Origin of the sequence: Pseudomonas germanica, from assembly GCF_019614655.1 — a bacterium.
In the GTDB taxonomy this organism is placed as follows: Bacteria; Pseudomonadota; Gammaproteobacteria; order Pseudomonadales; family Pseudomonadaceae; genus Aquipseudomonas; species Aquipseudomonas neuropathica.
On record NZ_CP071586.1, the window covers coordinates 4,877,887 to 4,904,161 of the forward strand.

Here is a 26,275-nt window from a genome sequence, read left to right on the forward strand (position 1 = left end):
CATCAAGCGGGTTGACGGGGGGTTGCTCCGATGGACGCAGGGTGGGCCTGGAAGAAGATCTTGCCAAACCGGTCACCTGAACATTGCCGGATGTTGAGACTTAAGACGTGCAGCCTTTTTTAAAGTCACCTCAACATGGACAAAGATAAGCGAAGCAGCACGCAAATTCGGAACAAAAGTGTCGACGTATTCATCTAGAAAGACTTTAGCCAAGACTGCAAAAACAGCACGTGGCAACGGGAACTTTTTCGCATTAACTCGCTCAGCTCGGGGCTTGTAGCTGTATATTTTTTAAACAGCGCAGTTAAAAGTTGCTCGAAAAAGAATCAACGCCTACAATTTTTTTTGCTTCTTGCCTTACGTCAGTTTACTTACTACAAGTAATGGGTAGTATGTACGCCGGCTATTTCCTCAATCGTGAGGAGACAGCCACTTAATTGAAAGTCCTTGAAGGGGAACACGATGAACAACGTTCTGAAATTCTCTGCTCTGGCTCTGGCCGCAGTTCTGGCTACCGGTTGCAGCAGCGCATCGAAAGAAACCGAAGCACGTCTGACCGCTACTGAAGACGCAGCTGCTCGCTCCCAGGCTCGTGCAGACGAAGCTTACCGTAAAGCTGATGAAGCTCTGGCTGCTGCTCAAAAAGCACAACAGACTGCTGACGAAGCTAACGAGCGTGCTCTGCGCATGCTGGACAAAGCTAGCCGCAAGTAATAATCCTTCGGGGTTGTTATCGAGCCGACCCGATTTTTCGGGTCGGCTTTTTTGTGCCCGATGCTTTTGCCCGGGCATTAAAAAACCCGCCGGCGCTGTACGCATCGGCGGGCCTTTAACCTCGACTTACTGCTGCAAGTCGATCGGTGTACTCGAAACCATCGGGGCCGAGGCACTCGGCGTGCCGATTTCCGTTGGCAGGCCATCTTCGGCCGCGACCACATCACGCACCACATCCCAGTTCACGCGCAGGTTGCTGGTGACGTCTTCACGCTTGAGCATCGCGTTGATCACTGCGGTGTGCTTGTCGACCACAGACGGGTTGCCCTTGTCGTCGATCGGCGTGTGCGCTTCCAGATAAACCTTGCCGCCACTGCTGCCGAACTTGTAGGCATCGTTGAGGATACGCACCGACGTGCCTACCGGCACCATGCCGGCCATTTCCAGCACGTTATTGTTGAACATGCGGAAGCAGCCGTGGCTGGTACGCATGCCGATACCGAATTTCTTGTTCGAACCGTGGATCAGGTAACCCGGCGTACCCAGGGTGAACTTGAACGGGCCTAACGGATTGTCTGGGCCGGCCGGCACTACGTTTGGCAGCGGATCACCGTCTGCGGCGTGTTCAGCCTTGATCGATGCTGGAGGCGTCCAGGTCGGGTTTGGCGTTTTGGCGATGATCGAGGTGTGTGCGATTGGCGAACCCCACCCCTCGCGACCGATACCCAGCGGGAACGTGTACACCACGTTGCGGCCTTTCGGGAAGTAGTAGAGGCGGTATTCGGCAAGGTTGATAACGATGCCTTCGCGCGGGCCCGGCGGCAGAATGAAGCGGGTCGGCAAGACGATTTCAGTGCCGGCACCCGGCAACCAGGCATCGACGCCCGGGTTGGCCGCGACCATCTCCGAGTAGCCCAGATCGTACTTCGTGCCCAGATCGGCGAAGGTGTCTTCGTACTTGGCTTTGATCACCTGCACCTGACCGATGATGTCTTCACCGGGTGGTGGCAGGGGAAACTCCAATGCAGCAACGGGACCGGCCACACACAGGGCGGCAAGTGACAGGCAGCGGGTGACGGCAGGAAAGCGCGGCAACATCCGGAAAATCCTTCGCATGATCAACAAGGGTATAAGAGCGCGATTGTACACCGCACTTTGAATATTCGGGGAGCCACGCCGATGGAGCGTGCTGAATGCGAAAAGATCGCAGCCTTCGGCAGCTCCTACAGGATTACGCGAACCCATGTAGGAGCTGCCGCAGGCTGCGATCTTTTGCTCTTAAAGCTCGAAACGCAGCTCTGGCCAGATCGGCGAGGTGCCGCGCTTCTGCGATTCCAGAATCGCCCGGCACAGCGAACACAGGCGCTGATCCTGAAACACCCGGCGATCAACGCTCGACCAGCGCGGTTGCGCCGGCAGCAAGCTGCCGCACAGGGTGCGATCAGCCGAGCCACCGAGTTCGAGTTGACGGGTCACCAGATGCACCCGCACTTCCTGGCAGGCGAACAGATCCAGCTGTTCGTCAGGCTCGATCAGTTGGTAGGCAAACAGGGACCAGGCAGAACGCGACATCGGGGGCTCCAGATAAGGGGGCGCCACATTAGCCGAAAGCCTGTCCTTAGAAAAGCCTCATAACAGCGGTTTTAGCGTCGGCCAGACATTTTCCAGCAACTTGCCCTGAGCCCCGGCTGCCGGGTGCAGACCATCGGCCTGCATCAGGTCCGGATGACCGCCCACACCGTCGAGAAAAAACGGCACCAGGGGGATCTTTTTATCGTCGGCGAGTTTGCCGTAGACCTCGGCGAAGGCATCGGTGTAACGCTTGCCGTAATTGGGCGGCAGTTGCATGCCGAGCAGCAGCACCTTGGCCCCGCTCTGACGAGAGCTGTCGATCATCGAGGCAAGATTTTGTTGCAATTGAGTTGGCGGCATTCCACGCAAGCCATCGTTGCCGCCGAGTTCGAGGATCACCAGCTCAGGCTTATGCTCTGCAAGCAGCGCCGGCAGCCGTGCCTGGCCTCCGGCGCTGGTGTCGCCGCTGATGGAGGCATTGACCACTTTGTCGTCGAAACCCTCCTGTTTGAGCCGTTGTTCGAGCAACGACACCCACCCCAAGCGGGTATCCAGTCCGAAACCGGCGCTGATACTATCGCCAACGATCAGGACAGTACCCGCCGCTGCGTTCTGGGCCATGCACATCAAGGCCAGGCCAGCACTCAAAAACCACACACGCATCGGATTCTCCATGGGCGCAAGCATTCTCACCGCGAAGAACCTCAGCAAAGTGGTTCCCAGCGCGGAAGGTGAACTGACTATCCTGCACGAACTCAGCCTGGAACTGAACAAGGGCGACAGCCTCGCCATCGTCGGCGCGTCCGGTTCGGGCAAATCCACCCTCCTGGGCCTGCTCGCCGGCCTCGACTTGCCGAGCAGCGGCGAAGTCATCCTCGCCGGCCAGGGCCTGAGCAATCTTGATGAAGACCAGCGTGCACGCATTCGTGCCGAGCATGTCGGCTTCGTCTTCCAGTCCTTTCAGTTGCTCGACAGCCTCAACGCACTGGAAAACGTCATGCTGCCGCTGGAACTCGACGGCCGCAAAGATGCGCGTGACCGCGCCACCGAATTGCTCCAGCGCGTCGGCCTCGGCCAGCGCCTGACGCACTCGCCGCGCCAGCTCTCCGGTGGCGAGCAGCAACGTGTGGCCATTGCCCGCGCCTTCGCAGCCGAACCTGACGTGCTGTTTGCCGACGAACCGACCGGCAACCTCGATAGCCACACCGGTGAGCGCATCAGCGATTTGCTCTTCGAATTGAACAAGGAACGCGGCACCACCCTGGTGCTGGTGACACACGACGAACGCCTGGCCCATCGCTGCCGGCGCCTGATCCGTCTTGAAGCCGGGCTGTTGGTCGCCCCTCTGGAGCCTTGATGGCACGTTTGCCGCTGTTGCGTCTGTTCAGTCTCGCCATACGCCAACTCATGCGCGATGCCCGCGCCGGGGAATTGCGCGTGTTGTTCTTCGCGCTGGTGGTGGCGGTGGCGGCAAGTACCGCCATCGGTTATTTCGGCGCCCGCCTCAACGGCGCCATGATGCTGCGCGCGACCGAATTTCTCGGTGCCGATCTGGTGCTGGAAGGCAGCTCTCCAGCCCGTGAAGAACAGATTCGCAGCGGCACCGAACTGCGCCTGAAGCATGCGCAAGTGGTGGAGTTTTCCAGCGTCATCGCTACTGACAATGGCATTCAGTTGTCGAGCATCAAAGCCGTCGACCGCGCCTATCCGTTGCGCGGCGAACTGAAGAGCGCGCCAGCGCCTTTCGCCACTGAAGAAACCGGTGGCGAACCGCAACCCGGCGAAGCCTGGGTCGAGGCACGCCTGCTGACCGCGCTGGATCTGAAAATCGGCGACAGCATCGATGTCGGCATGAAGACATTGAAAATGACCCGCGTGCTGACCTACGAACCGGATCGCGCCGGCAACTTCTATAGCCTTACGCCGCGGGTCATGATCAACCTCGACGACCTCGCGGCCACCGGCGTGGTACAGCCCGGCAGCCGCGTGAGTTACCGCGAACTGTGGCGGGGTGAACCGCAGGCGCTGGAAACCTATCGGCAACTGATCAAACCCGGGCTCGCCGCGAACCAGCGGATTCAGGACGCCCGCGATGGCAACCGGCAGATTGGCGGTGCACTCGGTAAGGCCGAGCGCTATTTGAACATGGCCAGTCTGGTCGCCGTGCTGTTGGCCGGTGTCGCCGTGGCGTTGTCGGCTAACCGTTTTGCCAGTCGCCGCTTCGATGCCAGCGCCTTGCTGCGCTGCCTCGGTCTTTCGCGCCGGGAAACCATGGTGCTGTTCAGTTTGCAGTTGACCGTGCTCGGCTTGTTCGCCGCGCTCAGTGGAGCGTTGCTCGGCTGGTTGGCCCAACTGGGCCTGTTCGCGCTGCTGCATGATTTGTTGCCAAGCGACGTGCCACCGGGCGGTCTGTTTCCAGCGATCGCCGGGATCGGCACCGGGCTGGTGGCCTTGGCCGGTTTCGCTTTACCGCCGCTGGCCGCACTGGGTCGTGTGCCACCGTTACGTGTACTGCGCCGCGACATGCTGCCGATTCCGTCGAGCACCTGGATGGTTTACGGCGCCGCCCTGGGTGCGCTCGGCCTGATCATGTGGCGCCTGAGCCTCGATCTGCTGCTGACATTCGCTCTGCTCGGCGGTGGCGTGGTCGCCGCGTTGGTGTTGGGCGGTCTGCTGTTGTTACTGCTGCAAAGCCTGCGGCGGATGCTCGCCCGTGCTTCGCTGCCGTGGCGGTTGGGTCTGGGCCAGTTGCTGCGCCATCCCTTGGCAGCGGCTGGTCAGTCGCTGGCATTCGGTCTGATTCTGCTGTCGATGGCTTTGATTGCCCTGCTGCGCGGCGAATTGCTCGACACCTGGCAAAACCAGTTGCCGAAAAATGCGCCGAACTACTTTGCTCTGAACATCCTGCCAGCAGACAAACAGGCGTTCACCGATCATCTGATCAAAGTGTCCGCGCAAGCCGCACCTCTTTATCCGGTCGTACCCGGCCGATTGATCAGCATCAACGGCGAAGCTGTGCAGCAAATCGTCAGCAAGGATTCGGCGGGCGATCGCGCTGTGCAGCGCGACTTGAGCCTGACCTGGGCGGCGGATTTGCCGGCGGGCAACAAGCTCACTGCCGGTGAGTGGTGGAAAGATCAGCCAACCGACGGTGTTCCCGGCGTATCGGTGGAAGGCAAAGTCGCCGAAAGCCTCAAGCTCAAACTCGGCGATCACATGGTGTTCAGCGTCGGCGGCGTCAATCGTGAAGCGAAGGTCACCAGCCTGCGCGAGATCAACTGGGACAACTTCCAGCCGAACTTCTTCATGATCTTCCAGCCCGGCACCTTGAAGGATCTGCCGGCGACTTACCTGACCAGCTTCTATCTGGCCCCGGGCCATGACCAGCAGATCGTCGAACTGTCGCGTACCTTCCCGGCGGTGACCATTCTTCAGGTAGAAGCGCTGCTCGAACAGCTGCGCAGCATCCTCGCCCAAGTCACTTTGGCGGTCGAATATGTGCTGTTGTTTGTGTTGGCAGCGGGTATGGCCGTGCTGTTTTCCGGTTTGCAGGCAACGCTGGATGAACGTATCCGCCAAGGTGCGCTGTTGCGTGCATTGGGCGCGGAACGGCAGTTGCTGATCAAGGCGCGGCGCATCGAATTCGGCCTGCTTGGTGCAGTCAGCGGATTACTCGCCGCGATCGGCTCGGAAGTGGTGAGTCTGGTGTTGTATCGCTACGCGTTCGATCTGCCGTGGCACCCGCATCCGTGGTTGCTGGTGCTGCCATTGATTGGCGCGGCGTTGATTGGTGGCGCCGGCGTGTTCGGTACGCGCCGGGCACTCAATGCAAGTCCACTGACAGTGTTACGTGAGGGTTGATAGACTCAAGCGGTCTTAATCACAAGAAGTTGCCATGAGCCGTTATCGCCCTCCCCGCACCGCCGGCACCGCGCTGATCACCCCTGAAGGTGAAGCGCGGATGCGCGCCGAATTCCATGAGTTGTGGCATGTGCGCCGCCCGCAAGTGACGCAATCGGTCAGCGAGGCCGCGGCTCAAGGCGATCGCTCGGAGAACGCCGAGTACACCTATGGCAAGAAGATGCTGCGCGAGATCGACAGTCGCGTGCGCTTTCTGACCAAACGTCTGGAAGCGTTGAAAGTCGTCAGTGAAAAACCCAGCGATCCGAACAAAGTCTACTTCGGCGCCTGGGTGACCATCGAAGACGAAGACGGCAAGCAATCGCGCTACCGCATCGTCGGCCCCGATGAACTGGATCTGAAACTGGGCCTGATCAGCATCGACTCGCCACTGGCCCGCGCCTTGATCGGCAAGGCGCTGGATGCAGAAGTCCGGGTGCAGACGCCGACCGGCGAGCAGTTCGTTTACATCGTCGCCATCGACTATCCGTAAAGCGAATCAGCGGCGGGTGATCAGGCCCTGCCGCGCAACGCGGACCAGTTGCTTGATCATCTCCGGCGCATCTTCAGCGCTCGGTGTCTGAATCACCGCGAGATCAAAACTGTCACTGGCAAAACGTGACAGCGACTCGCCGTCTTCAACGAACTGGATCAGGAACGCGGCAGGACCGCCACTGCGCCGTGGCCAGCCATCGAGATAACGCAGCAGCGTTGGCTGATGTTTGCCGCCAAGAAGGATTTTCGGGTTGCGCTGGGTGATATGCGCCGTGATCGGTGCGGGACGTGCTGGAGGGCGTAGTGCATTCATCGTGTCGTGTCTCTGCCTCAAAAGTCTGCATGGCAGGTGAGAGGCAACACCGAACCAGCGCTTTAGCGGTATTTCGAAGCCCTGTTCCGGCTTCTGACGGCAACTGTTTAAGTCACCTGGCGCCCCGCAAGTAGCTGTTTAAATCGGCGCATGGGCAACATCCTAGAGAACGTGACCGATCAGTGTCAAGAATCAGCCGCAACAAAAAAAGGCCCGCACAATGCGGGCCTGTTCCTTGAGCCAGAGCGCTTAACCGGCGATGGCGCGATCCACCGAGAGCTTGCCGGCGCCTTCGATCAGGACGGCGAGGCTGCCACCGAGCAGAGCCAGGGCGAACTCGTAACCGTTGTTGGCCATAAACAGACCGTTGCTGATATGTACGGTGAAGATCGCCACCAGCGACAGGAAGGTCAGGCCCAATGCTGCCGGACGCACCAGCAGGCCAATGATCAACGCCAGGCCAGCGAAGAACTCAGTACCGCCCGCCAATGTGGCCATCAGGTAGCCCGGGTGCAGACCGATGCTGTCCATGTACTGCGCCGTGCCTGCCAGACCATAACCACCGAACAGACCGAAAAGTTTTTGCGAACCGTGAGCCGCGAAGATCACGCCGACAGCGATGCGCAGGATGGTCAGACCGTAGCCAGCGCGAGTGAACAGTACTTTGTTGATCAGAGAGCTCATGGGCATTCCTTGTTTTTGCGAGAAGTTGTGTGTGTTGGTTGGCCGCTATATTAATCAATAAATTCCATGTTAAAAGCGCAAATATTTCGCCATAACAATCAGTTTATTAGATCATTTACGTGAGACGACTTTTTGTACCCCGGGCTCCAACGACTCCCGCTCCCGGTCGAACGCCAAGTAATACTTGTTCACGCTATTAACATAGCTGACCGGCCCCATTCCTACCTGCTCCATGGCGATGCGCTCGACCTGGAAGAACCACTGGTTGGGATTCAACCCGCGCCGCCGGGCCTCGGCGCGCATGCCCTGCACGCGCTCAGGGCCGATGTTGTAGGCCGCCAGGGTGAACGCCATGCGTTCACGCTCATTGAGCTTGGGGCTGTTGAAGAACTTGCGGCGGATCATCGCCAGGTACTTGGCCCCGGCCTGCACATTCGCATCGAGATTCTGAATGTTGTTCACGCCGACTCGCTGAGCGGCAGAAGGCGTGATCTGCATCAGCCCGGTCGGACCACTGCCGCTGCGGGCATTGGGTTGCAGGCGTGACTCCTTAAACGCCAGTGCGGCCAGATTCAGCCAGTCCATGTTCTGCGCGTCGGCATGCTTTTGCAGGGTCGGGCGCAGTTTTTCCAGGCGCTGGCGATCAGCCTTGGCCAAGGGATAGTGGACTTGATAGAGACGACGATAGATGCGCAAAAACGCCGCATCTTCATTGGATGGCTTCTTGTAACCGCCGAGAAAGCGATCGATGCTCGCGCGCAACATCGAGGCATCGCGGCGTACGAACCAGTACTCCTCGCCCGGCTCGCTGATTATCAGTTGCCGGTCAAAACGCAGCTTCGGCAAGATCTTGCCCCAGCGCTCGGCGATAGGTTGCTCGACGATGGTCAGGTGGAAAATGCCACCCTGAACCATCTCCAGCACGTCTTCGACCGCCAGGGTCGGATCGACCCATTCGATCTTGATCGGCGCCAGTTTGTGCAACGCCAGTTTCTGATTGAGCTGACTGACCGCCTCCCCCGCCGCACTGCCGGTGGGCAACGCCAGGGTTTTGCCGGAAAGCTGCTCGACCTTGGTGTAGCGCCGCTCGCCCTTGATCCCTACCAACACCAGCGGCACATTGCTGGCAATCGGTTCGCTGCTGGCTACGGCATAGCCCGGTTGCAGATCGAGCAATTCGCCCGGCGCGACCAGATCACCTTCGCCACGTTGCAAGGCGCCGAGCAGTTGATCCTTGGCTTTGGGAATGATCTTGAGGGTGACTTCCTGACCATCGCGGGCGTGGCCATTGAGGTATTGCTCGAAGGCGCGCAGGCGATGGTATTCGACGCCGATGGCCTGGCCCTGGACTTCGCCGGAGCTGTTGCGACTCTGATTGACCAGTACGCGCAACACGCGGCTGCTGCGAATCTCGGACAAGTCACGCACCTTGGCCGCCGGCACGGCTTGCAGTGGCCCGGGCAGGCGCGCGACCGCCGTCATCGGCAGTAGCAGCGAGCCACACAACAGGAGCAAAACCGAGGGACGAACCATCCACTCTCCGGAAAGAATACGGGGCGATTTCATCTTTAAAAGGTCGAAATCACCGACGAAAACAGAGCGCCATGAGCGCTGGCAACGTGCGAGAGACCGGCACAGTAATGGCACTTCTACCAAACCGGTCTGCGTCGCGGCATCAACAGACAGCTATAACTCGTTGTAGTTCTTGGCTTTTCTTATGAATCTACAGCTCTGGTATGCTTTCCGGCCTTCGGCCCGAGGTAGCAACCATGCAACTCATCGATATCGGCGTCAACCTGACCAACCCCAGTTTCGCCGACAAACATCAGGCCGTACTCGAGCGCGCCTATGCCGCGGGCGTATGCCAACTGGTGCTGACCGGCACCAGCGTCGAGGGCAGCGAGCAAGCCTTGGAGCTGTGCCAGCAACTCGATGAAAGCGGCCAGCGCCTGTTCGCCACCGCCGGTATTCATCCGCATTCGGCCAGCGACTGGAACGCAGACAGCGCGCGCCGCCTGCGCAATTTGCTGAAAGAATCCAATGTCGTCGCGGTAGGCGAATGCGGGCTGGATTTCAACCGGGATTTCTCCCCGCGCCCACAGCAGGAAAAAGTCCTTGAGGAACACTTGGCGCTAGCCGTTGAACTGCAAATGCCAGTGTTCCTGCACGAGCGTGACGCCAGCCAGCGCCTGCTGGAAATACTCAAAGACTTCCGCGATCAATTACCCGCCGCTGTAGTGCATTGCTTCACCGGCGAGCAAAAAGCCTTGTTCAGCTATCTCGACCTGGATCTGCATATCGGCATCACCGGCTGGATCTGCGACGAGCGCCGTGGCACGCATTTGCATCCGCTGGTGAAAGAGATCAAACGCGGGCGCTTGATGCTGGAAAGTGACGCGCCTTACTTGCTGCCGCGCTCCTTGCGCCCGAAGCCGAAGAACGGGCGTAATGAGCCGGCCTATCTGACCGAAGTACTGCGCGAAGTGGCGCTGCATCGTGGCGAAACCGAGGAAGATCTGGCGGCACACACCACCGCGTGTGCCCGCGCGTTCTACAACCTTCCCGCATTGGCGTAAGCCACAAAAGATCGCAGCCTTCGGCAGCTCCTACAGGGCATACGCCATCCCAATGTAGGAGCTGCCGAAGGCTGCGATCTTTTGATCTCTTGACCCACATCAAATCGAGCCTTCTGCATAGCGGCACAATAATGGCACCTTGCCAAAACTGTTTCCGCTATCAGAGAAGACCTCCATGGGTGCCTGGCTTAGCAATATCTCGCTGAAATACAAATTCTGGGCGGTCAATGCGGTCGCCTTCGTCACTACCCTGTTGCTGGTGCTGTACGCCGTGCAACTCGAACAACAGGCGCGCAGTCACGCATCACAGGCCTCGGCGCAAGCCCAAGCACAACTGCTTAAAGCCTGGCCGGTCGGTCAGCCATTGCCCAAGGCCGATCAGGTGTTGACCTTCAAACGCGGCGAAGCACCGCGCCTGAATGATCAGCCCTTGCTGGAAATCACGGAAAGCAACGGCTGGAACGAGATCAATCACCTGCCGCTGTTCGGCGAAAATCCGTTGATGGGCGCCGAAGTGTTCAGCCGCGCCGATGGCCAGCAGGTCGCGGTGATTGCCTATGGTCCGAGCCTGAGCCAAGTGTTCAGCGAACGTTTCGCCAACTATGCGGTGGCGGTGTTCATCCTGATGTTCGCCATGCTGTGCGCCTCGCAACTGTTAATCCGCTTCCTGCTCAGCCAGCTCAACACCTTGAAAGACGTGATGCTCCACGTCGAGAAAAGCGGCGATCTCTCGGCCCGTGTGCCGCTGGCCGGCAAAGACGAAGTCGGGCAGATGGCCAATGCGTTTAACGCGATGCAGGCCGGTTACCAGCGCGTTGTGACGACCGTCGCCAACACCGCGCGGCAACTGGATGTCGGCGCGGCACGGCTAGCGTCGAGCATGAACGAAGTGCGCCACGGCATGCTCGGCCAGCAGAGCGAAACCGATCAGGCCGCCACCGCGATCAACGAAATGACCGCCACCGTTTACCACATCGCCCAGCACGCCGGCGCCACCCGCGACCTGTCGCAGACCGCCGATGGCCTCGCCGGCAGCGGTCAGCAAGTGGTCGCGCGGGTGCAGCAGTCGATTGCCGGACTCTCCAGCGGAGTGCAGCAGACGGCCGAGATGATTCAACGGCTGGCCGAGGACAGTCAGAAGATCAACGGCGTGGTCAGCGTGATTCACAGCATTGCCGAGCAAACCAACCTGTTGGCACTGAACGCCGCCATCGAGGCGGCCCGCGCCGGTGAGATGGGCCGCGGCTTTGCGGTGGTGGCCGATGAGGTGCGCAACCTGGCCAAACGTGTGCAGACCTCGACCGACGAGATCACCACGATGGTCTCGGCCTTGCAGGCCGGCACTCGCGATGCGGTGGATTTCATGCAGGAGAGTTCGTACAAGGCCGACGACTGCGTGCAGCAGGCGCAGGAGGCTGGCGCGGCGCTGGCGGAAATCACCGGCGCGGTGGCGCAGATGCGTGAAAGCAATACGCAGATTGCCGTGGCAGCGGAGCAGCAAAGTCAGGTCGCCGAGGAGATGAACCGAGCGGTGGTGAGCATTCGCGATGTGACCGAGAACACGGTGCAGCAGACTGTGGATTCGGCGACCACGAGTAATGAACTGGCGACGTTGGCCGGGGAATTGAGCAAGGCGATCGGTCAACTGAAACTCTGATGCCCCCTTCGCGAGCAGGCTCGCTCCCACAAGGGGATTTGTGTGCGCACTGATCCAATGTGGGAGCGAGCCTGCTCGCGAAAGCGTCAGCCCCGGCAACATCGAATCTTGCGATGACGCCTATCACTTCAATAGCCAACCTTGATTCGCCGCCCTCCGTGCCCAGGCCTATTCTTCAACCATGTGTTCAACAAGGATCGAGGAGTAGAAAACATGGGCAAACGTCATCCCAACCTTCCCGCGTGGCAATGGCGCGCATACCCGGGCAATCATCAGCACCCGACCAATCTGGTGCTGCACCTGATTGCCGTGCCGTTGTTTATCGTCGCGTTTCTGCTGATCGTCTCCGGGGTGTTCAGCCTGAGTCTGGCCAGTGTGGCCATCGGCGTGATCGGCATCATCGCGGCGCTGGGTTTGCAGCGCCACGGCCACAGCCTGGAGGCGCAAGCCTCCGAGCCGTTCAGTGATCGTAAAGATGCGATGTCGCGTTTACTGGTCGAGCAGTTCCTGACCTTCCCGCGCTTCTTTCTCAGTGGCGGCTGGTGGCGCGCCTGGCGTGAACGCCACCGTCGGCATTGAGTCAGGCGAAAATCGTAACGGTCTGGCGACTCATCGCAATCAACTCTCCTTCCGCGCTCCACAACTTGGCGGCGACATGGCCGTATCCATCGGCGGCATACTCGATGTCGGCCAGGTACTGGCACCAGTCCAGCGTGCTCAAGTCGCGTAGTGGCTGAACGAATTCGATGGTCCAGGTCAGCGTGCTGCCGGGTGCAGGCTTCTTCAGATACGGCAACAGCGCGGGCGGCCACGCATCGACCAAGGCCAGCAGATGCGCCTCGTTGACCGGTTCTTCTTTGACATCCCCACGCAAGCGCACCCAGCCGCCCATCAGCCGCGATTGCGTGCCGGTGAACGGCATGCCGCCGACACTCCAGCGCATTGCCAGATGACGCATGAACTCCGGGGTCACGCCTTTGATATAGGGTAATTCCTGGCATTCGTCCCAGTGTTTCATTGACGGCGCCGGATAGGCTTCGACTGCCACCTCCGACGGCCGCGAAGCACCGAAGCTGCCTTGAACGATCGTTACCACCTGACCATTCTGCATCGCCCGGCCCATGACCTGGCTGACGGCCTTGCCTTCGCGCAGTACATCGACTTCGAAACTCACCGGGACTTCAGGTTCGACAGGGCCGACAAAGGTGATCGCCAGCGAACGCACCGGGCGATCTGCCGGGACTTTCGCGCGCATGGCTTCGTATTGCAGCGCAGCCACCAGACCACCGAAACTGGCACGGCCCTGGCCCCATTCGGCAGGGATCGTCAGTTCCGGTTGGCGGCGGACCGCCTCGAGCAGATCGCTAAAGCGCATGGCAACCTCAGAAAACAAGAAAGGAATGCAGGGATCTTAACCAGAGCTGCAGAGCGCCGCAGCGTCTATTCCGGTCAAATGGGCTGACAGAAAGGCCTTAGCGTATTTCAAATACAGACACAAAACCCTATAGGAGCTGCCGAAGGCTGCGATCTTTTGATCTTGTTGTTAAAAATCAAAATCAAAAGATCGCAGCCTTCGGCAGCTCCTACAGGGGATATCGCGGGGCTAAGGTTATTTGAAGCAGGCTGAACTGAGTTTTTCCAGCACGCGATCAGCCTTGCTTTCGGCTTTGATCATGGTCGCCTGCCAAGTGGCGACACAGGGCTGCAGATCCGCCTCAAGCTCAGCCTTCGCCAGCCACTGCCAGCAATCGTGCCAGTCGCCCAGCGCGCCTTGGGCAGACTTGAGGCGAGCCAGCGCCGCCTCGGGCAAGCGATCCAGTTCGGGATAGGCGTCGATGCCGTAGCGCACGCGCTTGATCAACAGGCGCAGGCGATGACGGTCGTGAGCGGGGTCGTGCAGCGCCTCGTCGAGTTTCTGCCATTGCTTGCCCAAGCGTTTTTCGATGCGTTTGTCCAAGCCCTTGAGCAAGCCCTGACGCTGAGACGCACGCAGAAATCGCGGGAAAGCGTCGAGAATCATCAACAGCGAAGCCACCTCGGCGCTCGCCGCCAGCGCCGGATAGGCCTCGGCCATTTGCGCCATGCGCCGTTGCGCGGCCTCAGGCTGATCATGCAGGAGCAGATACGCCGCGAGCACTTCGCGATCACGCCACGGCGTGGTCAATTGGCCGACCGCCGAGGCGGCATCTTCCAGTTGCTCGACCCCGGGCAAGCCACGCAATGGCCGCAACAGACTGCGCAAGCGCCGCACTGTGGTGCGCAGATCATGCAGCGCCTCGGGGTCGGTCCGTGCAGTGAGCCGTGCCTGACAGGCTAGCAGGCGCACTTCCAGACTCAGGACATGAGCCACCAACCGGTCAACCAACGCAGACATCACTTGCTCCTGATTCAAATGGCTTGAAGATCATTCTGCTGCCCAGCGAACGCAGCCTCCTTGCTTCACGTCAGCAGCTTAGCGGCCGGCGCGGGATTCGCGAATGTAGAAACGCGCCTTCTCGGCTTTCTTGCTGCAGCCTTCGAACCCTTCGAATTGCTGCTGAGTCTTGGCAGCGGTCAGCAGCGACAACGCTTTGGAGTAGCTGACAGTGCCGGCAAAGCCTTCAGCCTTGGCCAGATCCAGCTCATGCCAGGCCGCGTCGAGCTGGCTGCCGCAGCTGTCGCGGTAAGCGGTTTTACCGGCGCAACCGGCCAATGCCAGAGCCATCAACGGCACACAGATCCAGGCTTTCATCACTCACACCTCAAAATAGGTCAACAGTCGTGCAGGTAAGACGGTAAGGCTGCGAAAAAGTGCCTTGCCGGCGGGTGAAACCGCGCAACTGAGAAGGATAGCGCTGAAGGGCCATGCAGTAGCGAAAAAACGACGTCACCGGCGCACTCAACGACCTCGGCGATTGAGCCTGCCCGGCGATGGGTGCATTGTGGAACCTTGTCGGGAGGACGCTGGATGAAAAAAAAACGTGTCGCGCTGGTACTGGGCTCCGGTGGCGCCCGGGGCTATGCCCATATCGGGGTCATTGAAGAGATCGAGAAACGCGGTTACGAAATCGCCTGCATTGCCGGCTGTTCGATGGGTGCCGTGGTCGGCGGGATCTACGCCGCCGGCAAACTCGATGTTTACAAGAACTGGATCGAAAGTCTCGATTATCTGGATGTGCTGCGCCTGGTCGACGTGAGTTTTCGCCTCGGCGCGATTCGCGGCGAAAAGGTCTTCGGGCAGATCCGCAAGATCGTCGGCGATGTCAACATCGAAGACTTGCGCATCCCCTACACCGCCGTCGCCGCTGACCTCACCAACCAGCAGGAGATCTGGTTTCAGGAAGGCTGCCTGCATCAGGCGATGCGAGCCTCGGCGGCGATTCCCAGCCTGTTCACCCCGGTGATGCAGGGCAATCGCATGCTGGTCGACGGCGGCATTCTCAACCCGTTGCCGATCGTGCCGGTGGTGTCGAGCCACTGCGATCTGATCATTGCGGTCAATCTCAATTCGACCAATCAGCGTCACTACAAACTGCCGGTGATCCAGCGCCCTGCCGCTTTTCGCTCACGCTTCGATAGCCTGATCAGTTCGCTGGGATCGAAGATGCCATTCCGCCGTACACAGGCCGAGCAATTGTTGCGGCTCGAACAGGAAGCGCTGCGCGCCGAAGCGGCGGACATCAATCCCTGGCTGGACGGCGCCGAGCCGGAGAGCCAGCAACCGGCAGCCGCGCCCGAGCGTGAAGGCGCACCGAAATCGGCGACCGGTTCATTCATCATCGATAACGTCGGACCGGCCTCGTTGCTGGACTTGATCAACCAGAGTTTCGAGGTGATGCAGACCTCGCTGGCGCAGTACAAGATCGCCGGATATCCGCCGGATATCCTGATCAATGTGCCGAAGCGGGTGTGCCGGTTTTTCGAGTTTTACAAGGCGCCGGAGCTGATCGCGTTGGGACGCGAGATTGCGCGGGATACGCTGGATCGGTATGACAGTGAGCAGAGCAGAGAGCCCTGAAGTTTTCCGCAGTCTTTAAGGGCCTCATCGCTGGCAAGCCAGCTCCCACAGTGATCGAGGTGATACACAGATTTCAATCACAGCTGAAAAACCTGTGGGAGCTGGCTTGCCAGCGATGGCGTCTGCCGGGACAACAAATGGCTAAAGACTGTTGTCACTCAACAGCCGATAGCCAACCCCCGCCTCGGTCACGATAAACCGCGGCCGCGTCGGATCATCCGCCAGCTTCTGGCGCAAATGCCCCACCACAATCCGCAGATAATGGCTGTCCTCGGTGTGCGTCGGCCCCCAGATATCCTTGAGCAATTGCTGCTGGGTAATCACCCGCCCCGGATGCCGTGCCAGTTGCGCCAGCACCGCGTATTCCTTGCGGGTCAGCGCCACTTCGACACCGTCGAGCAACACCCGCCGATAAGCTAGATCCACGGTCAGCGGGCCGAAGCTCAGCGCCGCCTGCTGCGCCTCCCCTGCCGGAGCCTGGCGCAACAAGGCGCGGACTCGGGCGAGAAACTCCTGAATGCCAAACGGCTTGGTCACGTAGTCATTGGCGCCGCCATCCAGCGCCTGGACTTTCTGCCCTTCGCTGGCGCGCACCGACAGCACCAGCACCGGCGCCGTCGCCCACTCGCGAAACTCGCGCAGCACTTGCTGGCCATCCATGTCCGGCAGGCCTAAATCGAGCACCAGCAGGTCCGGTTTGTTCAGCGCCGCTTGCGCCAAACCCTCGGCACCGTTGCCGGCCTCGAGCACTTTATAGCCCTGTGAGGTAAGGCTGATGCGCAGGAACTTACGGATCTGCGGTTCGTCGTCGATGACCAAAATGGTCGTGGTCTGGCTCATGAATTCACATCAACACAAATGATTGGCAAGAGAGTAGCGCAGTCAGCTTCAGCCTTCATCGTCCATCCCCGGTTGCGTCTGCAACGGCAAGTGCAAAGTGATGCAGGTGCCGTGTCCCTCGATGCCGTCGGCGACGCTGATGCGCCCGCCGTGTGCGCCGACCATGCCCTGACAGATCGCTAGGCCGAGGCCCGTGCCCTGGCCGCCACGATCCCCTCGGGCAGCGGTGTAGAACATGTCGAAAATCTTCGCCCGCTCATCCTCCGGAATCCCCGGCCCTTCGTCGCTGACCGAGAAGAAAATCTCTTGGTCATCCGCGCCTGCGCTCAGTTGCAAGCGACCGTGAGCGGGTGAGAAACGTGCGGCGTTTTCCAATACATTGACCAGCGCCTGTTCGATCAGCGCCGCATGCACGAACAACAGCGGTAACTCGGCCGGCACATCAGTGCTGACCTGCAACGGCGCGAGCACCGCGCGCAGGCGATTGAGCGAACTGCCGACGATATCGGCCGGCGACACCCAGTCCCGCGCCAGCTTCAGCGCGCCGTGGCCGAGGCGGGTCATGTCGAGCAGATTCTGAATGTAGCGATCGAGGCGCTCGGCTTCATCGCGGGTGCCTTCGAGCAGTTCACGACGATCTTCCAGCGGGATCGCTTCGCCGAGGGCCAACAGGCTGTCGATGCTGCCGCGCATGGCCGTCAGCGGCGTGCGCAAATCGTGGGATACGGAGGCCAACAAGGCACTGCGCAGTTGTTCGGTTTCACCGTGCAGGCGCGCGGCTTCCAGGTCATCAGCCAACTGCGCGCGCGCCAGCGCTTGGGCGAGCGGCTGACTCAATGCGGTGAGCAAGCGCCGACGCTGGCCACTCAAGGTCTGGCCTTCTTTGGCGCAGACACCGAGCAGCGCCAGCGGCCCGTCCTCGACCGACAGCGGCCACCACCACCAGCGTCCGAACGGCAGCGTGCCAGTGCCCATGCCTGCCGGTTGATCGTGTTGCCAGGCCCAGTCAGCGGCGGCGCGTTCGGACTCGGTAAACTCCAACGGCCCGCCGGTCTCGACCTTCCAGCCGCCCTGCCCGTCCCGGTTGAGCAGACATAACTGCAGATCGCTCCAGCCATTGAGGTGTTGCGCGGCAGCGCTGACCACCGCTTGGCGATCCGTCGCGGCAGTGAGTTTGCGCGACAGGTCGAGCAGTTCAGTGGTCTCTTCCTGGGTGTCGCGCAGGGCCTGCAATTGCCGACGCTGACGCGCCGCGAGGTTGCCGGTGAGCGCCGCCATCAACAGGAAAAACAATAGAGTCAGGACGTCTTCTTCGCGCTGAATGCTGAAGGAAAAATTCGGCGGGATAAACAGGAAGTCATAGGTCAGAAACGACAGCGCGGCACAGGCCAGCGCCGGGCCGAGACTGCTGCGCACCGCCACCAACAGCACCGCCGCAAGGAACACCAGCGAGATGTTCGGCAGCGGCAGCACGCTCGACACTGCCCACGCCAGGGCGGTGGCCAATACGGTGGCGACCAGCGCCAAGGCATAGTCGAACCACACCAGGGTCAGCGCGTTGCGCGGGCGCGGTTGATGCTGTTGCTGATCGCTGTCGAGGACGTTGATTTCCAGTCCGTGGGCCTGACGCAGAAGGCGCGCTGCGAGTCCGCCGCCGAATAGACGCCGGCGCAGACGTGGCCGGGACTGCCCAACCAACACCAGGCTCGCACGGCGTTCGGCAGCGTGCTGGATCAGGGTTTTTGCCACCTCACCGGCGCGCAGCAACACCACTTCACCGCCCAGGCGCTCGGCCAGTTGCTGAGCGCTTTGCAGGCGCAGGCGCGATTGCTCGTCGCGTACGCTGCCGTTATCGACATGCACCAGACTCCACGGTAAATGCCGGCGCTGGGCAACGCGACTTGCATGGCGCACCAGGCGTTCGGCCTGAGCATCACCATCGACGCCGACCAGCAAGCGCCCGCGCACTGCCGGGGCCGCCTGACCGAGTTGGCGATAGCCTTGGGCGAGATCGTTATCGACCTGTGCGGCAGCGGTTTGCATCGCCAGTTCGCGCAATGCGGTGAGGTTGGTCTGGGTGAAAAACGCATCGATCGCCGCACGCGCCTGCTCCGGCACGTAGACCTTGCCTTCACGCAAGCGCTCGAGCAATTCGCGCGGCGGCAGGTCGATCAGCAGCAGTTCGTAAGCTTCTTGCAGCACCCAGTCCGGCAGGGTTTCGCGCACCTGCACACCGGTGATGCCGCGCACCTGATCATTGAGACTTTCCAGGTGCTGGACGTTGACCGTGGTGAACACGTCGATGCCGGCGGCGAGCAGTTCCTGAATGTCTTGCCAGCGTTTCGTGTGGCGACTGCCGGGGGCGTTGCTGTGGGCCAGCTCATCGACCAGCACCAGTTTCGGTTTGGCCGCGAGAATGCCGTCGAGGTCCATTTCTTCGAGCATCACGCCACGGTATTCCGAGCGCACCAACGCTTGCTGCGGCAAGCCGCCGAGCAGCGCTTCGGTTTCGGCGCGGCCATGGGTTTCGACGACGCCAGCGATGACTTTCACGCCTTGGCGCAATTGCGTGTGGGCGGCCTGGAGCATGGCGTAGGTCTTGCCGACACCGGGAGCGGCGCCGAGGAAAACCTTGAGCCGGCCACGGCCGTCACGGGGCAGGTCTGCTAACAGCGCGTCGGCGCGGCCGGAGTCGCTCATGCTTGATGTTCTCTCTTGCTGATAGTTATGCGATGTTCTTTCGGCCCTATTCGCGAGCAGGCTCGCTCCCACATTTGGAACGCATATTCCTGTGGGAGCGAGCCTGCTCGCGAATGGCCGCGCCGCTGATTCAGAGTTTTTCCAGTGCCATATTCAGCTCAAGCACATTCACCACCGGCGGCCCCACCAGCGGCTGTTCGATATGCGCATCGAGCAGTTGCTGAAGAGTCGATACCGGCAAGTTTCGCGCTGCCGCAACTCGCGCCAGTTGATAGGCAATTGCCGCCGGTGGCAAGTGCGGATCGAGGCCACTGCCGGAGGTGGTGAGCAGGGCCAATGGCACTGGGCCTTGGCCGGGAACCTGGAGTTTGTTGGCGTCGTCGATCACGCGGGTTGCCAGTGCCGGATTGCTCGGGGCCAGGTTGCTCGCGCTGCTGGAAACGGTCGCAAACGCACCGGCGGAGGGACGTGGATGAAACCACGCATCGCCGACAAAATCCTGCGCGATCAGCGACGAGCCGCGGACCTTGCCGTCGGCGTCTCGCACCAGGCTGCCATTGGCTTGGGCGGGGAATGCGACTTGCGCAACACCGGTCACCACCAGTGGATAGGCGACACCGGTGACCAGGGTCATCAGCACCAGCAGGCTCAGGGCCGGACGTATCATTGTGGACATTTCAAGATCCTCGAATTCGTTGGGCAAACTTTTGCGGGGTGTCAGGGAGATCTTTTCCCCCTCACCCCAGCCCTCTCCCCCAAGGGGGCGAGGGGGAAAGGGAGCCGACTTGTATGCTTTTCAAGACCTGAGTTCGGCTCGGTATCTCAAGTCGGTGTAGTTCATGCAACCACCTCAATCAGTCCCCTCGCTATAAGTGCGCGAGGGAAAGGGAGCCGATTTCTGTGCTTTTCAAGACCTGAGTTCGGCTCGTTATTTCAGGTTGGTGTAGCTCTCGCAAACACCTCAATCAGTCCCCTCTCCCACGAAGGTGACAAGAGGAAAGGGAGCCGATCCTTGTGCAGTTCAAGACCTGAGTTCGGCTCGGTATTTCAGGTCGGTGTACCTCTGTTGAACCACTCGGTCAGTCCCCTCTCCCTCTGGGAGAGGGTTAGGGTGAGGGGCTTTTTCCGGCCTCACACCAGATGCAGCGCCGTGAGCAACATGTCGATCGCCTTGATCCCCACGAACGGCACCAGAATCCCGCCCAGTCCGTAGATCAGCAGATTGCGTCGCAGCAACGCTGCAGCACTCGCCGCCTGCACGCGTACACCGCGCAGCGCCAGCGGAATCAGCACAACGATGATCAAGGCATTGAAGACGATCGCCGAGAGAATCGCGCTCTGCGGACTGGTCAGTTGCATGATGTTCAGCACGCCCAGTTGCGGATAGATCGAAGCGAACAACGCCGGCAGAATCGCGAAGTATTTGGCCACGTCGTTGGCGATGGAAAACGTCGTCAGCGCACCGCGTGTCACCAGCAACTCCTTACCGATCTGCACCACGTCGAGCAGCTTGGTCGGGTCGCTGTCGAGGTCAACCATGTTCGCCGCTTCGCGTGCAGCCTGGGTGCCGTCGTTCATCGCCATACCCACGTCAGCCTGGGCCAGCGCCGGGGCATCGTTGGCGCCGTCGCCGCACATCGCAACCAGACGACCGTCGTTTTGCTCGTGACGAATGCGCGCGAGTTTTTTCTCCGGCGTGGCCTCAGCGAGGACGTCATCGACGCCTGCTTCAGCGGCGATGGCAGCGGCGGTCAGCGGGTTGTCGCCGGTGACCATCACGGTACGAATCCCCAGTTTGCGCAGTTCGGCAAAACGCTCACGAATGCCGGGTTTGACCACGTCCTTGAGATGGATCGCGCCAAGCAGTTTGCCGTCGGCGCAGACCAGCAACGGCGTGCCGCCGCTCTGGGCGATCTTGTCGATTTCCCGCGACAGGGCCGGAGCCAGATCCGAGCGCTTTTGGCCGAGGAAACTCAGCAGCGAATCCACCGCACCTTTGCGGTAGACACGACCTTGATAGTCGACGCCGGACAAACGGGTTTCAGCGCTGAACGGCACAGCGGTCAAGGTTTCCAGCGCCGGCTCAGGCTGCGGGTGCAGACCACGCAGGTATTCGACGATGGATTTACCTTCAGCGGTTTCGTCAGCCAACGAGGCGAACAGCGCGCCTTCGGCCAGCTCGCGACCACTCACACCCGGCGCGGCATACACCGCACTGCAACGACGGTTACCGAAGGTGATGGTCCCGGTCTTGTCGAGCAGCAACACATGCACGTCGCCCGCCGCTTCCACCGCACGACCGGACTTGGCGATCACATTGAGGCGCACCAGACGATCCATCCCGGCGATACCGATGGCCGACAGCAGACCGCCAATGGTGGTCGGAATCAGCGTGACCAGCAGCGCCACCAGAAACACCAGCGGAAGGCTGCCGTTGGCGAAATGGGCGAACGGTTGCAGGGTCACGACCACCAGCAGGAAGATCAGGGTCAGGCCGATCAGCAGAATATCCAGCGCCACTTCGTTCGGGGTTTTCTGGCGTTTGGCGCCTTCGACCAGCGCAATCATGCGATCGAGGGTCGACTCGCCCGGATTGGCGGTGATCTGCACCAGCAACCAGTCGGAGACCAGTCGCGTGTTGCCGGTGACGGCCGAACGGTCACCGCCGGATTCGCGAATCACCGGCGCCGATTCACCGGTGATCGCCGCTTCGTTGACCGCCGCGATACCTTCAATGACTTCGCCATCACCGGGGATCATCTCCCCGGCTTCGACGCGCACCACATCGCCTTTGCGCAGACTTGCCGCTGGCACCACTTGCAAGCTGCCGTTAGCCTGTTTACGACGTGCGCTGAGGCCTTCGCTGCCGGCCTTGAGGCTGTCGGCACGGGCCTTGCCGCGACCTTCGGCCAAAGCTTCAGCGAAGTTGGCAAACAACACGGTGAACCACAACCACAGGGCGATTTGCGCGGCCACGAAGGTCGGTACATCCGCGTCAGGAATGAAGCACAGCACGGTGGTGAATATCGCCGTCAACTCAACCACCAGCATCACCGGCGAACGCTTCAGTTGCCGTGGGTCGAGCTTGACGAAAGCTTGCACCAGCGCCGGCCGCCACAGGGCCGAGATCGCGGTTTTCGGTGCTTCTGCCGACTTGGTCGGCTCTGCAGGTTTTGCAGGAACGTGCATATTCATGATGGATTCCTTAGAAGCCCATACTTAAATGTTCGGCAATCGGGCCGAGCGCCAGAGTCGGCAAGAAGGTCAGGCCGCCCACCAGCAAAATGGTCACGGTCAACAGGGTCACGAACAGCGGGCCATGAGTCGGGAAACTGTTCTGGCCGATCGGTGCGGTTTTCTTCATCGCTAGACTGCCGGCCAATGCCAGAACCGGAAGGATGTAGCCGAAGCGACCGATCAACATGCCCAGGCCCAGCATCAGGTTATGGAAAGGCGTGTTCGCGCTCAGGCCACCGAACGCCGAGCCATTGTTGGCGCTCGCCGATGTGTAGGCGTAGAGCAACTGGCTGAAACCGTGCGGGCCGGGGTTGCTGATGGTTGCCGCGGCACTGGGAACCGCTGCGGCAATCGCACCGAGCACCAGCACGCCAACCGGCATCACCAGCAAAGTCACCACCAGCAATTGCACTTCGCGCGCCTGGAGTTTCTTGCCGAGGTATTCCGGCGTACGGCCGATCATCAGACCGGCGAGGAACACCGCGATCAGCACGTTGAGCAACATGCCGTAGAGCCCGGCACCGACGCCGCCGAAGATCACTTCGCCGACCATCATGTTGACCAGCGCGACCATGCCGCTGAGCGGGTTGAGGCTGTCATGCATGCCGTTGACCGAACCGTTCGAGGCGGCCGTGGTGGTCACCGACCACAGCACGGTAGCGGTGGTGCCGAAGCGCGCTTCTTTACCTTCCAGCGGCGCGGTCTGTTCAACGGCAGCGTTGTTCAGGGTCGGGTTCGGTTGATATTCAGCCCACAGCGAGGTCGCGCCGCCGATCAGGAACAGCGCGAGCATGCAGGCGATGATCGCGCGGCTCTGACGCAGGTCCTTGACGTAGTGGCCGAAAGTGAACACCAGCGCCACCGGAATCAGAATGATCGAAGCGACTTCGAACAAGTTGCTCCACGCGGTCGGGTTCTCGAACGGATGCGCCGAGTTGACGCCGAAGAAGCCACCACCGTTGGTGCCCAGTTGCTTGATCGCAATCTGACTGGCCGCCGGACCGAGCGGGATCACTTGATCAACGCCCTGCATCGTCACTGCGTTCACATACTGCGCGAAGGTTTGCGGTACGCCCTGCCAGACCAGATACAGCGCCAGCAGCAGGCACAGCGGCAACAGGCCGTAGAGGGTGGCGCGGGTCATGTCGACCCAGAAGTTGCCGAGGGTTTTCGTCGATTTGCGGCCGATGCCACGGCACAGTGCGACCAGAACGGCGAGGCCGGTGGCGGCGCTGACGAAGTTCTGCACGGTGAGGCCGACCATCTGGCTCAGATAGCTGAGCGTCGCTTCACCGCTGTAGGACTGCCAGTTGGTATTGGTCATGAAACTGACCGCGGTGTTGAACGCCTGGGTCCATTCCTGGCCGGGCAGATTTTGCGGGTTCAGCGGTAAGTGATCCTGAAACAGCAGAATCGCGAACAGTAGGAGGAAACCGGCGAGGTTGAAGGCCAGCAGCGCCAGCGTGTACTTCTGCCAGCTCTGCTCGGCGTTAGGATCAACCCCGGCGATGCGATAGCAACCGCGCTCGACCGGGCCGAGAACCGGTGTCAGCCAAGTCCGCTGGCCTTCCATCACTTTGTAGTAGAAGCGCCCGAGGAACGGCGCTGGCAGCAAGACCACCGCAAAAAACGCGAGGATCAGCCAATAGTCATAACTGTGCATAGCCGCTCCTAGTTCCGATCCGCGCGCAACAGCGCAACCAACAGATAAATGAACAGCCCCACTGCCAACAGCAGTGACACCCCGTCCAGAACGCTCATGGAAGATCTCCGTGTTACGGCGTATTGCCGCGTGTGGAGGCATTGTCGGAAAGGAGGCTGTAAAGGAACGAGAGCGAGGGGTCTGGCTGGGCATAAAGAAAGCGTAAAGAGTGGGTTTATGCCGGCGTTACAGGTGGGTTTTGCGCCGTATGGGCAGGCCTCTTCGCGAGCAGGCTCGCTCCCACAATTTGAAATGCATTCCCCTGTGGGAGCGAGCTTGCTCGCGAAGACGGCATAACGAACAACATCGCACTCAACTGGCGCACAAAAAGCAGCTATTCCACCGCGAACATCCCCGATACGACAGCTTTCAACTCATTACGACTTGTTTCACAGCAATGGCACGCCCACTGCACACGCCCTCCCCCGAGCTTTCCAAACCGTTCAGGGAGCAAACGCATGAACACACAACTCAAACCCACACTGGGCACCTTGCACCTGTGGGGCATTGCCGTAGGGCTGGTGATTTCCGGGGAATATTTCGGCTGGAGTTACGGCTGGGGTGTGGCCGGGACGCTGGGTTTTCTGGTGACCTCGTTCATGGTCGCGACCATGTACACCTGCTTCATTTTCAGTTTCACCGAACTGACGACCGCGATTCCTCATGCGGGCGGGCCGTTTGCCTATAGTCGTCGAGCGTTTGGTGAAAAAGGCGGATTGATTGCAGGCCTGGCGACGCTGATCGAATTCGTCTTCGCGCCACCGGCCATCGCGCTGGCGATTGGCGCCTACCTGAATGTGCAGTTTCCGGCACTCGATCCGAAGCATGCGGCGGTCGGCGCTTACATCGTGTTCATGGGGCTGAACATTCTCGGGGTGAAACTGGCGGCGACCTTCGAGCTGGTGGTCTGCGTACTGGCGGTGGCCGAGTTGCTGGTGTTCATGGGCGTGGTCGCGCCGGCCTTCAGCTTCAGCAACTTCGCACTGAATGGCTGGGCCGGTTCGGATGTGTTCGGTGCGCCAGCGATTGCCGGGATGTTCGCCGCGATTCCGTTTGCGATCTGGTTTTTCCTGGCGATTGAAGGCGCAGCGATGGCTGCCGAAGAAGCCAAGGATCCGAAACGCACGATTCCAAAGGCCTACATCAGCGGCATCCTGACGCTGGTGTTTTTGGCCATGGGTGTGATGTTCTTTGCTGGCGGCGTGGGTGACTGGCGCACCCTGGCCAACATCAACGACCCGTTACCGCAGGCGATGAAAACCGTGGTCGGCGATAACTCCGGCTGGCTGCATATGCTGGTATGGATTGGCCTGTTCGGGTTGGTGGCGAGTTTCCACGGGATCATCCTCGGCTATTCACGCCAGTTCTTCGCCCTCGCCCGCGCCGGCTATCTACCGGCCTCGCTGGCGAAACTCTCGCGCTTCCAGACGCCGCACCGGGCAATCCTTGTCGGCGGCATCATCGGCATCGCCGCGATTTACAGCGACGGCCTGATCAACCTCGGTGGCATGACCCTTACCGCCGCGATGATCACCATGGCCGTGTTCGGTGCGATCGTGATGTACATCATGAGCATGCTCAGCCTGTTCAAACTGCGTAAATCGGAGCCGAATCTGGAACGCACCTTTCGCGCGCCGTGCTATCCGCTGATTCCGCTGATTGCATTGGTGCTGGCGGTGGTGTGTCTGGTGGCGATGGCGTGGTTTAACACGTTGATCGGCTTGATCTTCCTTGGCTTCATGGCGGTCGGTTTCTGCTACTTCCTGCTGACCGGACAACTGCGTGCCGACGCACCAGCCGATGCGATGCTCACCGGCCTGTAACGACCCGTCTCCTGTAGGAGCTGACGAGTGAAACGAGGCTGCGATCTTTGCTTTTCAAGATCAAA

Annotated in this window: 24 protein-coding genes; 9 read left to right on the top strand and 15 right to left on the bottom strand. The window is 60.5% G+C overall.

All coding sequences use genetic code 11. The features are described 5' to 3' along the window. Nucleotides 1–462 precede the first annotated feature (462 nt). Complete coding sequence (gene oprI / locus J0G10_RS21510; RefSeq protein WP_003199355.1) at nt 463–714, top strand: outer membrane lipoprotei OprI; 252 nt, start codon at nt 463–465, stop codon at nt 712–714. Nucleotides 715–840: 126 nt separating this feature from the next. Here oprI and J0G10_RS21515 read toward each other — a convergent pair whose 3' ends face one another. The 3 genes from J0G10_RS21515 to J0G10_RS21525 all read right to left on the bottom strand — a co-directional run bounded on the left by J0G10_RS21515 (nt 841) and on the right by J0G10_RS21525 (nt 2,949). Next, a complete protein-coding gene (locus tag J0G10_RS21515; protein WP_093435185.1) occupies nt 841–1,812 on the bottom strand; it encodes a L,D-transpeptidase family protein in 972 nt (323 codons plus the stop codon). A 180-nt stretch (nt 1,813–1,992) separates the two neighbouring features. After that, a complete protein-coding gene (locus J0G10_RS21520; RefSeq protein WP_007908575.1) occupies nt 1,993–2,286 on the bottom strand; it encodes a hypothetical protein in 294 nt (97 codons plus the stop codon). 57 nt (nt 2,287–2,343) lie between these two features. Then, entirely contained in the window at nt 2,344–2,949 is a 606-nt protein-coding gene (locus J0G10_RS21525) for an arylesterase (protein ID WP_016985507.1), read from the bottom strand. Between the two features lie 10 nt (nt 2,950–2,959). Here J0G10_RS21525 and J0G10_RS21530 point away from each other — a divergent pair, with 10 nt between their 5' ends. Genes J0G10_RS21530 through greB form a run of 3 tightly spaced genes read left to right on the top strand, consistent with a single transcriptional unit; the run spans nt 2,960 to nt 6,679 of the window. Beyond that, entirely contained in the window at nt 2,960–3,643 is a 684-nt protein-coding gene (locus tag J0G10_RS21530; RefSeq protein ID WP_220556660.1) for an ABC transporter ATP-binding protein, read from the top strand. Next, on the top strand, nt 3,643–6,147 hold the full coding sequence (locus J0G10_RS21535; protein WP_220556661.1) for an ABC transporter permease: 2,505 nt from the start codon (nt 3,643–3,645) through the stop codon (nt 6,145–6,147). The genes J0G10_RS21530 and J0G10_RS21535 overlap by 1 nt, the downstream gene beginning before the upstream one ends. A 34-nt stretch (nt 6,148–6,181) precedes the next feature. Then, entirely contained in the window at nt 6,182–6,679 is a 498-nt protein-coding gene (greB, locus tag J0G10_RS21540; protein WP_003226818.1) for a transcription elongation factor GreB, read from the top strand. Nucleotides 6,680–6,685: 6 nt separating this feature from the next. On the opposite strand, the gene J0G10_RS21545 is transcribed toward greB, so the two are convergent. The 3 genes from J0G10_RS21545 to J0G10_RS21555 form a co-directional block, all read right to left on the bottom strand. Further along, nucleotides 6,686–6,994: a hypothetical protein gene (locus J0G10_RS21545; protein ID WP_093435191.1), complete on the bottom strand. Its 309-nt coding sequence runs from the start codon at nt 6,992–6,994 to the stop codon at nt 6,686–6,688. A 249-nt stretch (nt 6,995–7,243) separates the two neighbouring features. Further along, nucleotides 7,244–7,678, bottom strand: coding sequence for a DoxX family protein (locus J0G10_RS21550; RefSeq protein WP_007908568.1), 435 nt, complete (start codon nt 7,676–7,678; stop codon nt 7,244–7,246). 111 nt (nt 7,679–7,789) lie between these two features. Further along, nucleotides 7,790–9,211 carry an MltF family protein gene (locus J0G10_RS21555; RefSeq protein WP_220556662.1) on the bottom strand — a complete coding sequence of 474 codons (1,422 nt, stop codon included), beginning with the start codon at nt 9,209–9,211 and terminating at the stop codon, nt 7,790–7,792. Nucleotides 9,212–9,447: 236 nt separating this feature from the next. On the opposite strand from J0G10_RS21555, the gene J0G10_RS21560 reads away from it, so the two are divergent. The 3 genes from J0G10_RS21560 to J0G10_RS21570 all read left to right on the top strand — a co-directional run bounded on the left by J0G10_RS21560 (nt 9,448) and on the right by J0G10_RS21570 (nt 12,490). Further along, nucleotides 9,448–10,254: a TatD family hydrolase gene (locus J0G10_RS21560; RefSeq protein ID WP_220556663.1), complete on the top strand. Its 807-nt coding sequence runs from the start codon at nt 9,448–9,450 to the stop codon at nt 10,252–10,254. Between the two features lie 175 nt (nt 10,255–10,429). Next, nucleotides 10,430–11,911, top strand: a complete 1,482-nt coding sequence (locus J0G10_RS21565) for a methyl-accepting chemotaxis protein (protein ID WP_095048526.1) — start codon at nt 10,430–10,432, stop codon at nt 11,909–11,911. A gap of 213 nt (nt 11,912–12,124) precedes the next feature. After that, nucleotides 12,125–12,490, top strand: coding sequence for a DUF962 domain-containing protein (locus J0G10_RS21570; RefSeq protein ID WP_095048527.1), 366 nt, complete (start codon nt 12,125–12,127; stop codon nt 12,488–12,490). Nucleotide 12,491: 1 nt separating this feature from the next. On the opposite strand, the gene J0G10_RS21575 is transcribed toward J0G10_RS21570, so the two are convergent. From J0G10_RS21575 to J0G10_RS21585, 3 genes are all read right to left on the bottom strand, one after another. Beyond that, nucleotides 12,492–13,286, bottom strand: a complete 795-nt coding sequence (locus J0G10_RS21575; RefSeq protein ID WP_220556664.1) for an acyl-CoA thioesterase — start codon at nt 13,284–13,286, stop codon at nt 12,492–12,494. Between the two features lie 234 nt (nt 13,287–13,520). Then, on the bottom strand, nt 13,521–14,285 hold the full coding sequence (locus tag J0G10_RS21580) for a CHAD domain-containing protein (RefSeq protein WP_220556665.1): 765 nt from the start codon (nt 14,283–14,285) through the stop codon (nt 13,521–13,523). 78 nt (nt 14,286–14,363) lie between these two features. Then, on the bottom strand, nt 14,364–14,642 hold the full coding sequence (locus J0G10_RS21585; RefSeq protein ID WP_007908543.1) for a hypothetical protein: 279 nt from the start codon (nt 14,640–14,642) through the stop codon (nt 14,364–14,366). 216 nt (nt 14,643–14,858) lie between these two features. Here J0G10_RS21585 and J0G10_RS21590 point away from each other — a divergent pair, with 216 nt between their 5' ends. Next, the gene (locus J0G10_RS21590; protein ID WP_095048529.1) at nt 14,859–15,908 is read left to right on the top strand and encodes a patatin-like phospholipase family protein; all 1,050 of its coding nucleotides are present in this window, start codon (nt 14,859–14,861) and stop codon (nt 15,906–15,908) included. Nucleotides 15,909–16,049: 141 nt separating this feature from the next. On the opposite strand, the gene J0G10_RS21595 is transcribed toward J0G10_RS21590, so the two are convergent. The 6 genes from J0G10_RS21595 to kdpF form a co-directional block, all read right to left on the bottom strand. After that, a complete protein-coding gene (locus tag J0G10_RS21595; protein WP_220556666.1) occupies nt 16,050–16,748 on the bottom strand; it encodes a response regulator in 699 nt (232 codons plus the stop codon). Between the two features lie 48 nt (nt 16,749–16,796). Then, nucleotides 16,797–19,448, bottom strand: a complete 2,652-nt coding sequence (locus tag J0G10_RS21600) for a sensor histidine kinase (RefSeq protein WP_095048531.1) — start codon at nt 19,446–19,448, stop codon at nt 16,797–16,799. A 130-nt stretch (nt 19,449–19,578) separates the two neighbouring features. Next, nucleotides 19,579–20,124 carry a potassium-transporting ATPase subunit KdpC gene (kdpC, locus tag J0G10_RS21605; RefSeq protein WP_095048532.1) on the bottom strand — a complete coding sequence of 182 codons (546 nt, stop codon included), beginning with the start codon at nt 20,122–20,124 and terminating at the stop codon, nt 19,579–19,581. A 455-nt stretch (nt 20,125–20,579) separates the two neighbouring features. Then, complete coding sequence (kdpB, locus tag J0G10_RS21610) at nt 20,580–22,643, bottom strand: potassium-transporting ATPase subunit KdpB (protein WP_220556667.1); 2,064 nt, start codon at nt 22,641–22,643, stop codon at nt 20,580–20,582. A 10-nt stretch (nt 22,644–22,653) separates the two neighbouring features. Beyond that, nucleotides 22,654–24,348, bottom strand: coding sequence for a potassium-transporting ATPase subunit KdpA (kdpA, locus tag J0G10_RS21615; RefSeq protein ID WP_095125148.1), 1,695 nt, complete (start codon nt 24,346–24,348; stop codon nt 22,654–22,656). Between the two features lie 8 nt (nt 24,349–24,356). Continuing rightward, nucleotides 24,357–24,446 carry a K(+)-transporting ATPase subunit F gene (kdpF, locus tag J0G10_RS21620; RefSeq protein ID WP_007899818.1) on the bottom strand — a complete coding sequence of 30 codons (90 nt, stop codon included), beginning with the start codon at nt 24,444–24,446 and terminating at the stop codon, nt 24,357–24,359. Between the two features lie 399 nt (nt 24,447–24,845). Between kdpF and eat the strand changes: the two genes are divergently transcribed. Further along, nucleotides 24,846–26,210, top strand: coding sequence for an ethanolamine permease (eat, locus tag J0G10_RS21625; protein WP_095125149.1), 1,365 nt, complete (start codon nt 24,846–24,848; stop codon nt 26,208–26,210). Nucleotides 26,211–26,275 lie beyond the last annotated feature (65 nt).